The organism is Escherichia sp. KTE172, assembly GCF_000408845.1.
Taxonomy (GTDB): domain Bacteria; phylum Pseudomonadota; class Gammaproteobacteria; order Enterobacterales; family Enterobacteriaceae; genus Escherichia; species Escherichia coli.
In genome coordinates this window covers 94,124-108,601 of record NZ_KE137311.1, presented here as the reverse complement: position 1 = coordinate 108,601, position 14,478 = coordinate 94,124, and the positions used below count along the sequence as shown (strand labels likewise).

At 48.0% G+C, this 14,478-nt stretch carries 14 protein-coding genes and 7 pseudogenes; 6 read left to right on the top strand and 15 right to left on the bottom strand.

Features of this window, described 5'->3' with window-relative positions; all coding sequences use genetic code 11:
* The 12 genes and pseudogenes from G434_RS23875 to G434_RS23920 all read right to left on the bottom strand — a co-directional run.
* On the bottom strand, window positions 1-889 hold an 889-nt coding region (locus G434_RS23875; RefSeq protein ID WP_148718481.1), incomplete at its 3' end, for an IS5 family transposase.
* 28 nt (window positions 890-917) lie between these two features.
* A pseudogene (locus G434_RS23880) lies at window positions 918-1,154 on the bottom strand (transposase); the annotation flags it as partial.
* A 226-nt stretch (window positions 1,155-1,380) separates the two neighbouring features.
* A complete protein-coding gene (locus tag G434_RS26690) occupies window positions 1,381-1,995 on the bottom strand; it encodes an ATP-binding cassette domain-containing protein (RefSeq protein WP_016239123.1) in 615 nt (204 codons plus the stop codon).
* Window positions 1,995-2,759, bottom strand: a complete 765-nt coding sequence (locus tag G434_RS23885; protein ID WP_016239122.1) for an ATP-binding cassette domain-containing protein — start codon at window positions 2,757-2,759, stop codon at window positions 1,995-1,997. Before G434_RS23885 ends, G434_RS26690 begins: the two co-directional genes overlap by 1 nt.
* The gene (locus tag G434_RS23890) at window positions 2,752-3,564 is read right to left on the bottom strand and encodes an alpha-D-ribose 1-methylphosphonate 5-phosphate C-P-lyase PhnJ (protein WP_016239121.1); all 813 of its coding nucleotides are present in this window, start codon (window positions 3,562-3,564) and stop codon (window positions 2,752-2,754) included. The genes G434_RS23885 and G434_RS23890 overlap by 8 nt, the downstream gene beginning before the upstream one ends.
* Entirely contained in the window at window positions 3,561-4,574 is a 1,014-nt protein-coding gene (locus G434_RS23895; protein ID WP_016239120.1) for a carbon-phosphorus lyase complex subunit PhnI, read from the bottom strand. Before G434_RS23895 ends, G434_RS23890 begins: the two co-directional genes overlap by 4 nt.
* Window positions 4,574-5,131: a phosphonate C-P lyase system protein PhnH gene (gene phnH, locus G434_RS26685; protein WP_016239119.1), complete on the bottom strand. Its 558-nt coding sequence runs from the start codon at window positions 5,129-5,131 to the stop codon at window positions 4,574-4,576. Before phnH ends, G434_RS23895 begins: the two co-directional genes overlap by 1 nt.
* Before the next feature lie 4 nt (window positions 5,132-5,135).
* Window positions 5,136-5,561, bottom strand: a complete 426-nt coding sequence (phnG, locus tag G434_RS23900; protein ID WP_016239118.1) for a phosphonate C-P lyase system protein PhnG — start codon at window positions 5,559-5,561, stop codon at window positions 5,136-5,138.
* A 12-nt stretch (window positions 5,562-5,573) separates the two neighbouring features.
* The gene (locus G434_RS23905) at window positions 5,574-6,089 is read right to left on the bottom strand and encodes a hypothetical protein (RefSeq protein ID WP_016239117.1); all 516 of its coding nucleotides are present in this window, start codon (window positions 6,087-6,089) and stop codon (window positions 5,574-5,576) included.
* Window positions 6,082-6,906: an ABC transporter ATP-binding protein gene (locus G434_RS23910; protein WP_016239116.1), complete on the bottom strand. Its 825-nt coding sequence runs from the start codon at window positions 6,904-6,906 to the stop codon at window positions 6,082-6,084. Before G434_RS23910 ends, G434_RS23905 begins: the two co-directional genes overlap by 8 nt.
* 2 nt (window positions 6,907-6,908) lie before the next feature.
* The gene (locus tag G434_RS23915) at window positions 6,909-7,928 is read right to left on the bottom strand and encodes a FecCD family ABC transporter permease (protein ID WP_019282988.1); all 1,020 of its coding nucleotides are present in this window, start codon (window positions 7,926-7,928) and stop codon (window positions 6,909-6,911) included.
* A 35-nt stretch (window positions 7,929-7,963) separates the two neighbouring features.
* Complete coding sequence (locus G434_RS23920) at window positions 7,964-9,058, bottom strand: ABC transporter substrate-binding protein (RefSeq protein ID WP_016239114.1); 1,095 nt, start codon at window positions 9,056-9,058, stop codon at window positions 7,964-7,966.
* 85 nt (window positions 9,059-9,143) lie between these two features.
* Here G434_RS23920 and G434_RS23925 point away from each other — a divergent pair, with 85 nt between their 5' ends.
* The 3 genes and pseudogenes from G434_RS23925 to G434_RS26675 form a co-directional block, all read left to right on the top strand.
* Window positions 9,144-10,049: a LysR family transcriptional regulator gene (locus tag G434_RS23925; RefSeq protein ID WP_086961197.1), complete on the top strand. Its 906-nt coding sequence runs from the start codon at window positions 9,144-9,146 to the stop codon at window positions 10,047-10,049.
* A 294-nt stretch (window positions 10,050-10,343) separates the two neighbouring features.
* Window positions 10,344-10,415: pseudogene (locus tag G434_RS26680) on the top strand (IS1 family transposase); the annotation flags it as partial.
* Window positions 10,409-10,723: pseudogene (locus G434_RS26675) on the top strand (BCCT family transporter); the annotation flags it as partial. The pseudogenes G434_RS26680 and G434_RS26675, both read left to right, overlap by 7 nt.
* 40 nt (window positions 10,724-10,763) lie before the next feature.
* Here the strand turns inward: G434_RS26675 and G434_RS29515 are convergent.
* Together G434_RS29515 and G434_RS23930 are read right to left on the bottom strand one after the other, a co-directional pair.
* Window positions 10,764-10,925: pseudogene (locus G434_RS29515) on the bottom strand (IS3 family transposase); the annotation flags it as partial.
* A 51-nt stretch (window positions 10,926-10,976) separates the two neighbouring features.
* Window positions 10,977-11,681, bottom strand: a complete 705-nt coding sequence (locus tag G434_RS23930) for an IS6-like element IS26 family transposase (RefSeq protein WP_001067855.1) — start codon at window positions 11,679-11,681, stop codon at window positions 10,977-10,979.
* Between the two features lie 56 nt (window positions 11,682-11,737).
* Here G434_RS23930 and G434_RS23935 point away from each other — a divergent pair.
* Window positions 11,738-12,318: pseudogene (locus G434_RS23935) on the top strand (IS1-like element IS1B family transposase); the annotation flags it as partial.
* Window positions 12,319-12,388: 70 nt separating this feature from the next.
* A complete protein-coding gene (locus tag G434_RS23940) occupies window positions 12,389-13,357 on the top strand; it encodes an IS5 family transposase (protein WP_073970534.1) in 969 nt (322 codons plus the stop codon).
* A gap of 246 nt (window positions 13,358-13,603) precedes the next feature.
* Here the strand turns inward: G434_RS23940 and G434_RS0124480 are convergent.
* Window positions 13,604-13,801: pseudogene (locus G434_RS0124480) on the bottom strand (plasmid stabilization protein); the annotation flags it as partial.
* Window positions 13,802-13,909: 108 nt separating this feature from the next.
* On the opposite strand from G434_RS0124480, the pseudogene G434_RS28810 reads away from it, so the two are divergent.
* A pseudogene (locus G434_RS28810) lies at window positions 13,910-14,478 on the top strand (transposase); the annotation flags it as partial.

Sequence of the window (14,478 nt, the reverse complement as noted above, 5' to 3'; positions counted from 1 at the left end):
CCTGACCATCGTAGTCACGCAGCGTCAGTGAACCCCCGAACAGCTGTTTTACCCGGTACATCGCCGTTTCCGCTATCGAGCGACGGTTGTAATCTGTTGTCCATTTCCACCGCGCATTACTCCCGGTCATTCGCTGATTAGCCACTGCACGGTTACGGTCTGCATATTCACCGGGCCAGTAACCCGCACCTTTTCGGGGAGGGATAAGCGCGCTGATTTTCTTACGCCGCAGTTCATCGTGACATAGCCGGGTATCGTAAGCGCCATCGGCGGCGGCTGACCTGATTTTCCGGTGGGTTTGCCGGATTAACCCGGGGAAGGCCTCTGAGTCCGTAACGTTGTTCAGCGACAGGTCAGCGCAGATGATTTCATGTGTTTTACTGTCAACGGCGAGATGCAGCTTACGCCAGATACGGCGGCGTTCCTGGCCATGCTTTTTGACTTTCCACTCGCCTTCACCGAAGACCTTCAGCCCGGTGGAATCAATTACCAGGTGTGCGATTTCACCCCGGGTGGGCGTTTTGAAACTGACATTAACCGACTTTGCCCGCCTGCTGACACAGCTGTAATCCGGGCAGCGTAGCGGAACGTTCATCAGAGAAAAAATGGAATCAATAAAGCCCTGCGCAGCCCGCAGGGTCAGCCTGAATACGCGTTTAATGACCAGCACAGTAGTGATGGCAAGGTCAGAATAGCGCTGAGGTCTGCCTCGTGAAGAAGGTGTTGCTGACTCATACCAGGCCTGAATAGCTTCATCATCCAGCCAGAAAGTTATGGAGCCACGGTTGATGAGGGCTTTATTGTAGGTGGGCCAGTTGGTGATTTTGAACTTTTGCTTTGCCACGGAACGGTCTGCGTTGTCGGGAAGATACGTGATCTGATCCTTCAACTCAGCAAAAGTTCGATTTATTCAACAAAGCCGGTAATAATTCAACGCCAGTGTCAGAAGAGGTCGTTACCGGAAGACGCCGCGAAACACGCCCTTCGTTCTGCCAGAGCCTGAGCCATTTGAAAATAACATTATCATTGACGCCATTTTCACGTGCAATCTGTGCAACACAAGCTCCAGGTTGTGATGCCAGTTCCACCATACGAAGTTTGAATTCATTCGAATAGTTTTTACGAGGTTCTTTTCGCCAGTCCTGTAATTCCATACTTAGATGTCCGTCTATATCAGATGGGCGTCTAAGTTACCAATTCTCGTCTGATGGCTACATACGGCGGTCAGTTTACGCTTACGTAATTCCAGCATCCAACACACCATACAGTGTGACTGAGGTATCGGCATGAACGAAGTTTAGGCAACCTACACTCAACGCAGATCCCAATAAAATTTTTTCATTATGAGTACTTTTCCAGGTTAAATTAAATGTAGACGGTTTAACCGTCTAAAGAGATTGACTGATCCACCCAACTGGCACTCGTATGACTGGTGTAAATAACCAGTTTCTGAGCGGCTTTAGCCTGTAATAAAAGCGTGCTCACCTGATGACTACGCTCTGGATCCAATCCTGTACAGGGCTCATCTAAAAGTAAGATTGGAGGAGAAGAAAAATAAGCGTGAAGCAACATAAAACGCTGTAGTTCACCACCAGAGACATCACAGGCATAGCGAGAGAGTAAGCTAGGAGAGAGGTCCAGCAGTCTTAGTCCGTCGAGTACTGTCTTTGTGGGGACTAGAGCAAACCAATCCACAAGTTTTTCGCGAGGTAGTACGGTAGGATGTTGCCCTACGTACGACATTAATCGTGAGCGTAGAAATGCAAAGTGGGCGGGTGTCATTGTGCTTGGTGTGAACTGCTGATCGTGGGTTCGTATGCACAAGTGTGCCGTTCCTAAGCTTCGACTTCCCCAAATTCGTGAGAGCAAAGTCGATTTTCCTGAGCCTGACGCTCCCCAGATCTGTACGATCTGCCCTGTTTGTGCCGTTATGCGAAGTGGCCCATGATGTATGCCATTGCCTTCATACTGCAAAATCACAGTTGGTTTATTCATTAAATCATTGCCTTAACAAGAGCTTGGGCGATGAGATGCTCAGGCTCAGTAAGCAAACGATCCATAATGGATTCGCTGACGATGCGGCCTTGATCCATCACGATGGCCCGATCAGCAATGAGTCGAGCTAGACGTAAGTCATGAGTCACAAACACCATGGCAGTCTGTGTTTGGTTTCTCAAATTAGAGAGCACATCTAAAAAATCTGCTTGAGCGACTGAGTCGAGACCAGCAGTGGGTTCATCTAAAAATAAAATGCTCGGCTGATGGATCATGGCCGCAGCGATTTGTACGCGTTGGCGCATCCCTCCCGAAAAGTTCTTCACTGGCTCATGTAATCGTTCTGGACATAAACCAAGTCGCTGGCCCCATTTTTGTGCTTGTTTGAGTGCATCAACCGCACGGTTGTCACCTAAATCAAACAGACGACGTACGATATTAGTGGCGGCACTTTGTCTCAGGTTTAGGGTTGTGCTGGCATCCTGAGCCACATAGCCACACGCCCGCCGACGTAAAAGGTTAGTTTGATAAAGACTGGTACGTAGTAAATCCTGGCCTAAAAGGGAAAGAGCCTGACAGTTGTTAGATAGCTGTCGTCCAGCAAGTATATTCAGAAGACTTGATTTTCCAGCACCTGAGGGGCCGACTAAAGCGAGAACCTCGGAAGGATAAAGCTTGAGGTGACAATCCGACAAAATACGGTGCCCAGCTATTTCAAGTGAGATAGCCTGTGCTGTCAGCACGGGATCTGGCAAGCTAAACATGAGCGCGCTCCTTGCATGCTTCGGAGTCGGAACATACCCAATGGGGGGTGTTTGACGTACCAATATTATCCAAATAATGAATAGATGAGCCGCAGATACAACATGCTGTATCGACTTTTTTCAGGCTAGCAGGCAGGTCAACAAAAGCTAAGTTTGCTAAGGGTGTATAGGCAGGCAATGCATAAATTCGTCGCTCGCGTGCGGCGCCAAAAATCTGAATAGCAGGCATCATCGCCATGCGGGGGTTATCCATAGCAGGAATAGGCGACGGTGACATTAAGACCCCATCATTAACAATCACAGGGTGGTCGTATCCTAAGCACGCATCATCTTGTTGCAACCATGTTTCAAATAGAGCGCTTAACACGACACCGTAATCATGATGTGCGTGCCGTGTCAGTGCTTCGGCCGCATCATTAATAAATCCACGTAGAGGGTCAGGTCGAGGAACTTGGTACACCACAATTTGCTCTTCCCGCAACGGGCTTTCAGGGACTCGCTGACGCGTTTGAATGAGAGTAGCCTTTGAGCTTATTGTCGTAATTGATATGTTTGCCGTTTTAGTAAAAAAATCCGCGATATTCAGGGCATTAACGGTATCATCCGAACCATGATCGACTACCTTTAACGTGTCATTCGGTTCTAATAAGGCAGCGGTAATAGCCATGCCTCCTACCCCCCAACCATAGGCAATGGGTAGCTCAGGAGCTGAGAAAGGTATTTGACGTCCAGGTAGACAGAGTGCTTTTAGGGTTTTACGACGTATTTCTTGTTTGGACGGTAGATCAAGGTAGGCATAATTCATATTTCCTCCTTAGCCTGAACTCGGCGTAAACGCGCTAAATCAGCATCAAAGTCAGAGTAATGAGGTAATTTCAAATGGCTGACATAGCCGGATGCAGCGACTCCGTCGGTATGCATGAGTGCATCACTGGTAGCACCCTCAATTTTAAAGTGCTGATCTACGATTGCCATGGCGACGGCTTTACGCTCGTTAGCTCCAAAAGCAATACCAAAACCCGCTTCTAAATGTGGAGATGAGCTAAAATTTGGAGCCACAGTAGTGCAGGCAGTTAACTCAACCTCACCAATGGATACGGTTAAATTGAGGTCTTCCAGCTCTACGAATATTTCAACGCTCCCTCTCATTAATTGCGCTACATAGGGATGACTCGTTGAGGCTTTACGCAAACTCTCGTAAGCTAATCCAGTTAAGTAGCCTTCTTCGCCACGAGCGAGATGAGCGAGACGCTCGCAAGGATCAGGTAAAGAAGGCAAAACAGTTCGCGTAATGTCTATCGGAGCTTTAGATATTTCGGTGCGGATAAGATCTGCGTACAGTGGCTCAGAGCTAGAGGGCGATGAGGGAGCTGTTATCACTGATTTAGGTAACTCGCACTGAGGGCGAGAGTGTTCTAAATCCATATTCAGTAAGCGGTGGGTGTAGTCGTAAGTGGCGCCTAAAATTTGCCCTCCAGCCAACTCTTTTTGCGTGGCGGAAATGTGGCGACTGTAATGCATTGTTTTTAGATCTATGTTTTGGCTTGAGCCAAAATTGGCTAATTGCGCGCGATGAGCACGTACGAGAAATACCGCTTCGGCAATGTCTCCCTGAGCTTGCTTAAAGGCAATAGCAGCAAAACGTCGATCGTATAAGCCCCCCTCACTCATGATCCGATCAAGAGCTAACGACATTTGTGCCATGATTTGATTAATTTCAATCTCGGGGATTGTGTCGTCGCCTCGGCGACTCCGTTCTACGGCTATACGGGAAGCAGCAATTGCTTGTTCACCACCCTTTACTGGTACGTACATTAAATGATCTCCAAAGTTAAGTGACGTGGTAATACAACCAGCTGCGTGTCAGCGCATAGTAGTAGGTCCACTCCACGCGGGTAATCGGCACGAAAAGCAATATGATCAATGACTACATTTTGATGTAACCCTGAAAAATATAAAGTGTGTGGTTTGTTGAGTCCTGCACCGGTGGCTCGTATAGCAAGCCCCCCGTTTGTAGGTGATATGGCGGCTATTTCCATGACAAGGGTTGCCCCACTTTCAGGCGACTCACGGCTTCCTGCTGGAATATGTTGTAAGTGATGCCGTTGAGAACCTGCAAAAACCCATTCGGGAGTTTGGCTCAAGGTTGCGCCTGTATTCAAAATACGGCTTGTTAATTCCTTATTTTCCACCTCAATAGCTACCGTCGTTTGGCTGTCTAGAAGGCAGTCAACGATGCAATGAATAGCACGCTCTTCTAGTTGCTGTATGCGCATTGGGTAACCAAAGGCATGCAGTAGTCGCCGATAAGTACGCGTCTGCCGATGTAACTCATCGTCATGTCTGTGCTCAGATCGTAAAGGTATTTTCATGATTCTAAGTTTTTTGTGTGGTGTAGAAACGTACAGAAGTAGCAGCCGTCAGCTGATCCCTCTCAGCCTTTTTTAGCTCTAACTGTTGGCGTATAGGGTGCAGCACCAGCTCACGTTGGTGGGAGGGGGCCGTTTGTAGAAAGGCGTCTAGATAGGCCGCTAACTCCGCTTTGCGTAGATCGGAGCCCAAATGTACTGCGTAACCTTGAATTTTCCCAATAGCGATTACGCAGCGAGTACAAGAAGCCTCACCAAACTGAAATGACACTGAGGCCTTACAAGCTTGTGTATTGAGCTGCACCAACCCCGTTTCAGGGCCAGCGAGTTTTTGTATAGGCACACCCGGATTGTAAGTAGCCCAGATATTTTCCAGATAATCTCGGTTAGCTCGGGCAAGTAGCCCGAGCCAAGTTTGACGTTCTTGATTCATGGCTATGACTTATTACGATAATACGGTAGCGTTGTAAATATCTTCTGCGGGCTGGACTAACAAGCGTTCTCCCATTTCGAGCTTCATTTCAGCCAAAATGATCTCTTCTTCTGGTGAGCGGTCTTTCTTGCGTGCTAACTGAATGAACTCGGGGCGTACGTGTCCGGGACGGATGGTGATTTCAACAGCGGTGCCACGGTACTCGAAACGGAAGTAATAACGACCACCGGGGGACTCTTCTTCTTCGAGCCCTACTGAGTTATCAACAATGTAGCGACCCTCAGTAAGACCGCGGGTAACAAACTCAATCGCATCTCTACCCCCTGGGCCTCCAAAGGCTGTGACACAGCGAATTTCACGTCGTTCAGGCAAACGACCATTATCTAGCAAGGGCCAGGCTCGCTGCATAACTTTTAGCCCGTGGACTACACCACCCGGATAACCGGCACCGTGGTATTTTAATAACTCATCAAAGTGGACTGTAAATTCATGTCCATTTTCCAGATAGGAGATTGTATCGTTACTCATTGTATTTACCTTTGTTTAGAGGATAAGAAATGGGCATATCTTGATCCGGTTCACGTATTCCAAAAACCGGGCAGATTGTGCTTTGAAAATGTTCTCCCGTTTGCACCATTAGACGGCGTAGTCTGACGTTGTATAAACGGGATAACTCAGACTCGGTTAACAGCTCATCAGCTGGACCAAATTTAATCTGATCGTTGGTGTGCATCAGCAGTACTTTGTCTGCGAGATGCAGAGCGTGTTGCGGATGGTGAGTGGTAAAAACGACCGAATGGCTACGTACTCGGCGTAACTCGAATAAGACGTTAAGCAATAAGTCCTGATTAGCTAAATCTAAAGCTGAAGCCGGCTCATCAAGTATGAGTACCTCAGCACCAGTAGCTAAAGCACGAGCAAGCAACACTAATTGGCGCTCGCCGCCGGATAGAGAGCCATATAAACGATAAGCAAAATGCCCTCCGCCTACTTTTTCCAATGCTTCAAGAGCTAGCTTACGATCCCGCTGTGAAGGAAGGCTGAACATGGGAAGCAAGGCGGCTCGTGCCATGAGTACCACATCGAGGCAACAATGGTTTTCACTACCGTATTGGTATTGAGGTACATAGCCGATGAGGTGGGGTACCTGCCGTTGTCCTTGATCTAAACGTTGTGAGCCTAATAGAGCTTTTAGCAACGTAGTCTTACCGCGTCCGTTTGGGCCCAAAATGGCCAACGTTTCGCCCTTTTGTACGTTAAAACTTAAATCCTGAAAAATCACACGTTCACTAAAACGTACGCACGCTCCAGTTAAACTGAGATGAGAGGTAAAGACGGTTTGCATGATTAAGCCCTTTCACGTCGACGAGTGCATAGTAAGTACACAAAGACGGGGGCGCCAACTAGAGCTGTGAGTACGCCTAAAGGAATCTCTGCAGCAGTTAAACTACGAGCCAACGTATCAGTCAAAATCATGAAAGTGGCACCCAGCATAAGACTCGTGAAATAGAGCCGGCGGTGATCTTCGCCTACTAACATACGAGCAAAGTGTGGGATTACGAGTCCTACCCACCCCACTACGCCCGATGCGGTTACGCAGGCGCCGATAATGATAGAAATCAACGCGAAGACGACCATCCGGGAGCGTGCAACATGGATGCCAAACGACTTAGCTTCGTCGTCACCCATAGCGAGTACAGCAATGCGATAGCGCATTCTATTCAGTAGGTAAATGCTGGCAATGAGTATAGGAGCAGTTTGTGCAAATTTTTCCCAACTCGCCGTTGCAAAGCTTCCCATCAGCCAAAAGACGATGGCAGGTAAACTCGTTTCTGGATCCGCGGCATATTGAACTAACGAAATACCTGCTGCAAATAAAGCATCAATAACAATTCCAGCAAGCACAATAGTCATCAAAGTACGACCCGCCATATTTGAAATCAGCACTACTAAAAACAGAGCAGCAAATGCTGATACAAACGTAGCCCCCATCAGTAGCGGCCCCCCTACTCCAGCCAAAATTGCCAGTGATCCTCCTAATGCTGAACCTGAGGATAAACCTAGCACTTTAGGTGAAACGAGAGGGTTACGAAATAAGGTTTGTAAGGCTACCCCGCAGATGGCAAGCCCAGCCCCACATACTCCTGCCAATAATATGCGCGGCAAGCGTACATTCAAGATCACCAACGCATCCATATGCTGTGAGTTATCACCTCGTAAGGCTGCATATAGGATGGCTACAATCTCATCTAGCGCTACGCTGTATCGACCTACTGATAGCCCGATTAGCACAGTCGCTATAAGCAGTAGGGACAAAAGAGGCCAATGACTAGCACGCCAAGTGCTCAGGGTAACTGGCTCAACCATTTCTGAGGACGAGTGAATCGATCGCGTATATTTGTTCATTGTTTACGAAACACTTGATAACCGTGACTGTCGCCGTTCATAGCAATACGCAGAATTCGATCTATCTGCTCATCCGATAGGTCAAAGTTATAAAGTAATTTGAAGCCTTCTTTTAATTCGTGACGTAGGTCAAAAGAGAAAATATCGGGATGAGTAAGATTGGCCAGCCACATCCATGTGTAGGGGCTTTCATGGGAAGCACTATCCCAGATATATCCACCTTGAGGTATCTTATAAACGCGTTTTTGTACGGCGGCATTTAAGCGAGAAAGTAATGGGTCGTCGTATATCGCTTCTAATCCAGCATCCGTCTCTGCTGCGGAAAGTAAGATAATATCTGGGTTCCATTCAAGAATCTGTTCCACGCTAACAGTGCTTTGTACGCCAGCTCCTTGAGCTACATTTTTAGCGCCAACCAGCTCGATGAAGGTTTGTTGATAACTTTTCTCACCAGTAGCAATCAACTTGGATTTGGCAGAGCGCAAATGCAAAATGCTTGGTGTTGCATGAAAGCCTACTTGTTTTAAACCAGTAGTAATTTCACTTTGTACACGGTCACGCCAATCAATAAGCTTTGACAGTTTTTCAGTATTACCCGTGATATCAGCCACCATTTTCATATTGGCTCGGGCCAGCTCTTCTGTACCCGCATTGCCACCGCCTACCATTAGAGCAACGGGCAAACCTGCATTGCGAAGTGGAGCTACGATATCATCGCCGCGCTCACCCCACTGGATGACTAAATCCGGTTTAAGTTCTGCGATGGCCTCTACGTTGGGCATCCAACCACCGTTTTCCGACAAAATGTCACTGGAGATATCAACAGCTTCAGGAAACATAACGCTCATCATACCGCTCTCAAAGGCTCGTTTAGAGCCCTCATTCATACCCACTAACAGCTCGGTAGAACCATCTATTGCGATGAAGGTAGCTGCAGCTGGATTGGGCAGAGTAATGATACGTCTAGGAGGGGCTTCTAACTTAATTTCCTGTCCGGTTACATCAGTAAAGTTAAATTCTTGCGCTGACAAGTTACCTGATAACAAAGTTGTCGCTACTAGCACGGCAAAGCAACGGGGTATTGAGGTCATAACCCCTCCAATTGAGAATGAGATTGAATATAATTTTGATTAAAAATATTATAGCCAGTTTTTCATCAATTGGAATCGAATGTTTATGACGGTGCGTGAAGTAATTTCGAACAAGCTAGCAGCAGTGTCTGTGCGTGACTTGCTTTTAGTTGAGGCCGTCGCAATGAAACGTAGTTTTCGTTATGCGGCCATAGACATGGGTATTTCGACCTCGGGCTTGTCTTATCAAGTAAAAAAAGTAGAGGAAATTCTCGGACAGCCCATTTTTGAAAGGGGGAGTAAAATAACACCCACTGCCTTTGGAAAGGAAGTTTTAGACTTAATCGCCGTAATTTTAGAAGGCGTGACTCGGCTTGAGGGGTTACGTGATGATGGCTTAGCTCTTCCCTTTGGGCAAACCTTACGTATTGGAGTGATTTCCTCACTGGCACCGGATAACTTGTTACGGATTATCCAGATTTGTGCTCACCGTTCAGGTAAAACTAAAGTCGAGTTGGTTAGTGGCAAGCATCAAGGTCTGTTACGGCGTTTACAGAACCGTGAAATTGATTTGCTAATTAGTGCAGCACAGTCGGTTCCTGAGGGGATGGCATATACAAGCTTATTCAAGGAACACTTTGTCTTACTAGTGCGAGCCGATAAACTTCAGCCTGAACTCCATCCTCTTATGCTCTGTGAGCCTGGATTACTACCACTTAGCGAGGATGATTTTGTTCCATCGCTAATTACTGAAGGCTTAAGTAAATTATTAAGCTCCGGCTTGACTCGTACATATGGCCTTGGTGTTGAGCATCGAATGGCTTTAGTTGCCGCAGGTTATGGTCATGCATTATTGCCGTATGGCTGGGTAAGAGATGTACATTTACCGGATCATTTAGCAGTGATGGAGCTTCCTCCCGCTTTATCGGCAGAGCGTGAATTAGGTTGCTTTTGGCGTCACTCATACATGATGGGGAGTCAAATTTCTCAGGCTTTTAGTGAAGCATGGTAATGCATGTTTCTGATGCGGGAGTATTTAAGATTTTACTGAAAAAAGGCATTGTGCATCAAGGTGCGCTTACGCATTGATTTTGTGGTCTGCAAACATTCGGATCAGCCTTCGAGCGTCATCATGCTTGACGCTCGTTGTAACAGATAAGCAAGGAAAGGCAATTCCTGTCGCTTTGAAAGCACTCTTGATTTTTTTTCCAGTTGCGCTCGTCGGGAGGAATTCGACATAGCGCAAGTGCCGGTAATGGTGCCAACTTACTGATTTAGTGTATGATGGTGTTTTTGAGGTGCTCCAGTGGCTTCTGTTTCTATCAGCTGTCCCTCCTGTTCAGCTACTGAAGGCGTGGTGCGTAACGGTAAAGTTACCGTCACGGTCTGCCTTTAACGCTGCGTTCCGCACTTTATCCCATTATTGGCGAGCGCATATACGGACCTGTAGGCCATGCGGTTGATATTTTCGCCGTTATTGGCACCGTCTTTGGCGTTGCGACATCGCTGGGGTACGGTGTTTTGCAGGTGAATGCTGGTTTGAATCATCTTTTCGGGGTGCCTATTAATGAAACGGTGCAGGTGATTCTAATCGTTGTCATCACTGGTTTAGCGACGATTTCGGTGGTGTCCGGCCTGGACAAGGGAATACGTATACTGTCTGAGCTCAACCTGGGCCTGGCAGTGAACCGCCCCGGGTTTCCTGGAGAGTGTTTTATCTGTGAACTCAGGCTGCCAGATCATTGTTTCCGATGGAAGCATAATAAGCTTTTTCTGCTTCTGCCGGAGGAGTATGGCCCAGCCTTCCCAGCAATCGTCGATTGTTATACCAGTCCACCCACGTGAGTGTGGCCAGTTCCACTTCTGCACGGTTTTTCCAGCTTTTACGGCACTGTTGCAAAGTTAGCGATGAGGCAGCCTTTTGTCTTATTCAAAGGCCTCACATTTCAAAAACTCTGCTTACCAGGCGCATTTCGCCCAGGGGATCACCATAATAAAATGCTGAGGCCTGGCCTTTGCGTAGTGCACGCATCACCTCAATACCTTTGATGGTGGCGTAAGCCGTCTTCATGGATTTAAATCCCAGCGTGGCGCCGATTATCCGTTTCAGTTTGCCATGATCGCATTCAATCACGTTGTTCCGGTACTTAATCTGTCGGTGTTCAACGTCAGACGGGCACCGGCCTTCGCGTTTGAGCAGAGCAAGCGCGCGACCATAGGCGGGCGCTTTATCCGTGTTGATGAATCGCGGGATCTGCCACTTCTTCACGTTGTTGAGGATTTTACCCAGAAACCGGTATGCAGCTTTGCTGTTACGACGGGAGGAGAGATAAAAATCGACAGTGCGGCCCCGGCTGTCGACGGCCCGGTACAGATACGCCCAGCGGCCATTGACCTTCACGTAGGTTTCATCCATGTGCCACGGGCAAAGATCGGAAGGGTTACGCCAGTACCAGCGCAGCCGTTTTTCCATTTCAGGCGCATAACGCTGAACCCAGCGGTAAATCGTGGAGTGATCGACATTCACTCCGCGTTCAGCCAGCATCTCCTGCAGCTCACGGTAACTGATGCCGTATTTGCAGTACCAGCGTACGGCCCACAGAATGATGTCACGCTGAAAATGCCGGCCTTTGAATGGGTTCATGTGCAGCTCCATCAGCAAAAGGGGATGATAAGTTTATCACCACCGACTATTTGCAACAGTGCCAGTTCACTTACACCGCTTCTCAACCCGGTACGCACCAGAAAATCATTGATATGGCCATGAATGGCGTTGGATGCCGGGCAACTGCCCGCATTATGGGCGTTGGCCTCAACACGATTTTACGTCACTTAAAAAACTCAGGCCGCAGTCGGTAACCTCGCGCATACAGCCGGGCAGTGACGTCATCGTCTGCGCGGAAATGGACGAACAGTGGGGCTATGTCGGGGCTAAATCGCGCCAGCGCTGGCTGTTTTACGCGTATGACAGGCTCCGGAAGACGGTTGTTGCGCACGTATTCGGTGAACGCACTATGGCGACGCTGGGGCGTCTTATGAGCCTGCTGTCACCCTTTGACGTGGTGATATGGATGACGGATGGCTGGCCGCTGTATGAATCCCGCCTGAAGGGAAAGCTGCACGTAATCAGCAAGCGATATACGCAGCGAATTGAGCGGCATAACCTGAATCTGAGGCAGCACCTGGCACGGCTGGGACGGAAGTCGCTGTCGTTCTCAAAATCGGTGGAGCTGCATGACAAAGTCATCGGGCATTATCTGAACATAAAACACTATCAATAAGTTGGAGTCATTACCATAGAAACAGTACAAGTGCATTGGGCTTTGTTGAATAAATCGAACTTTTGCTGAGTTGAAGGATCAGATCACGCATCTTCCCGACAACGCAGACCGTTCCGTGGCAAAGCAAAAGTTCAAAATCACCAACTGGCCCACCTACAATAAAGCCCTCATCAACCGTGGCTCCATAACTTTCTGGCTGGATGATGAAGCTATTCAGGCCTGGTATGAGTCGGCAACGCCTTCATCACGGGGAAGACCTCAGCGCTATTCTGATCTCGCCATCACCACCGTTCTGGTCATTAAACGCGTGTTCAGGTTGACCCTGCGGGCTGCACAGGGTTTTATTGATTCCATTTTTACACTGATGAATGTTCCGTTGCGCTGCCCGGATTACACCAGTGTCAGCAAGCGCGCAAAGTCGGTTAATGTCAGTTTCAAAACGTTCACCCGAGGTGAAATCGCGCATCTGGTGATTGATTCCACCGGGCTGAAGGTCTTTGGTGAAGGCGAATGGAAAGTCAAAAAACACGGCAAAGAACGCCGTCGTATATGGCGAAAGTTGCATCTGGCAGTTGACAGCAAAACACATGAAATCATCTGTGCAGACCTGTCGCTGAACAATGTGACGGACTCAGAAGCCTTCCCGGGTCTTATCCGGCAGACTCACAGAAAAATCAGGGCAGCATCGGCAGACGGCGCTTACGACACCCGGCTCTGTCACGATGAACTGCGGCGTAAGAAAATCAGCGCGCTTATCCCGCCCCGAAAAGGCGCGGGTTACTGGCCCGGTGAATATGCAGACCGTAACCGTGCTGTTGCGAATCAGCGGCTGACCGGGAGTAATGCGCGGTGGAAATGGACAACAGATTATAACCGTCGCTCGATAGCGGAAACGGCGATGTACCGGGTAAAACAGCTGTTCGGAGGTTCACTGACACTGCGTGACTACGATGGTCAGGTTGCAGAGGCTATGGCCCTGGTACGAGCGCTGAACAAAATGACGAAAGCAGGTATGCCTGAAAGCGTGCGTATTGCCTGAAAACACAACCCGCTACGGGGGAGACTTACCCGAAATCTGATTTATTCAACAAAGCCAGTGCATTGCTGTATTCTGTTTTCCTTGACGTATTGAATCGTGGTGCCCATGTACTATGATTCCTTTCGTGTTATTCCGCATGTTTTTTCTACTAACATTTTTTATGATAATCTGAATCTTCGTAAAAATCCGATTTTTTAGTATGTATAAAAGAAGAGCAGGTAATTGACTGAACCTGCTCTTCTCTTATTATTTTTTTAACATAGAAAGATTGCGTCTGGTTTGTTCTTCGAAATCATTTTTTGAAGTGATGCTCTTTGATTTGTTTTCTGAAGATGCTCCTATGATGTTTTTTAACACACTTATATCAATTGATGTAGATGTGTATCCTGTTGTTTGCTCTATAAGTTTCACCAGATTTTCTGCAGTTATTTTTTCACTGAAAAAACGGTGATGCTGCCAACTAGACTGGCCCCCTGAATCTCCAGACAACCAATATCACTTATTTAAGTGATAGTCTTAATACTAGTTTTTAGACTAGTCATTGGAGAACAGATGATTGATGTCTTAGGGCCGGAGAAACGCAGACGGCGTACTACACAGGAAAAGATCGCTATCGTTCAGCAGAGCTTTGAACCGGGAATGACGGTCTCCCTTGTTGCCCGGCAACATGGTGTGGCAGCCAGCCAGCTATTTCTCTGGCGTAAGCAATACCAGGAGGGAAGTCTTACTGCTGTGGCTGCCGGAGAACAGGTCGTTCCTGCCTCTGAACTTGCTGCCGCCATGAAGCAGATTAAAGAACTCCAGCGTCTGCTCGGCAAAAAAACGATGGAAAATGAACTCCTTAAAGAAGCCGTTGAATATGGGCGAGCAAAAAAGTGGATAGCGCACGCGCCCTTATTGCCCGGGGATGGGGAGTAAGCTTCGTCAGCCGTTGTCTCCGGGTGTCGCGTGCGCAGTTGCACGTCATTCTCAGACGAGCCGATGACTGGAAGGACGGCCGCCGCAGCCGTCACACGGATGATACGGATGTGCTTCGCCGTATACACCATGTTATCGGAGAGCTACCCACATATGGTTATCGTCGGGTATGGGCGCTGCTTCGCAGACAAACAGAACTTGAT

Coding starts and splice junctions, on each gene's coding strand:
- phnH (WP_016239119.1), bottom strand. CDS start 5,131: ATGAAAATACCTTTACGATCTGAGCACAGACATGACGATGAGTTACAT.
- G434_RS23885 (WP_016239122.1), bottom strand. CDS start 2,759: ATGTTTAGCTTGCCAGATCCCGTGCTGACAGCACAGGCTATCTCACTT.
- G434_RS23910 (WP_016239116.1), bottom strand. CDS start 6,906: ATGCAAACCGTCTTTACCTCTCATCTCAGTTTAACTGGAGCGTGCGTA.
- G434_RS23905 (WP_016239117.1), bottom strand. CDS start 6,089: ATGAGTAACGATACAATCTCCTATCTGGAAAATGGACATGAATTTACA.
- G434_RS23895 (WP_016239120.1), bottom strand. CDS start 4,574: ATGTACGTACCAGTAAAGGGTGGTGAACAAGCAATTGCTGCTTCCCGT.
- G434_RS23890 (WP_016239121.1), bottom strand. CDS start 3,564: ATGAATTATGCCTACCTTGATCTACCGTCCAAACAAGAAATACGTCGT.
- G434_RS26690 (WP_016239123.1), bottom strand. CDS start 1,995: ATGAATAAACCAACTGTGATTTTGCAGTATGAAGGCAATGGCATACAT.
- G434_RS23920 (WP_016239114.1), bottom strand. CDS start 9,058: ATGACCTCAATACCCCGTTGCTTTGCCGTGCTAGTAGCGACAACTTTG.
- phnG (WP_016239118.1), bottom strand. CDS start 5,561: ATGAATCAAGAACGTCAAACTTGGCTCGGGCTACTTGCCCGAGCTAAC.
- G434_RS23930 (WP_001067855.1), bottom strand. CDS start 11,681: ATGAACCCATTCAAAGGCCGGCATTTTCAGCGTGACATCATTCTGTGG.
- G434_RS23925 (WP_086961197.1), top strand. CDS start 9,144: ATGACGGTGCGTGAAGTAATTTCGAACAAGCTAGCAGCAGTGTCTGTG.
- G434_RS23915 (WP_019282988.1), bottom strand. CDS start 7,928: ATGGTTGAGCCAGTTACCCTGAGCACTTGGCGTGCTAGTCATTGGCCT.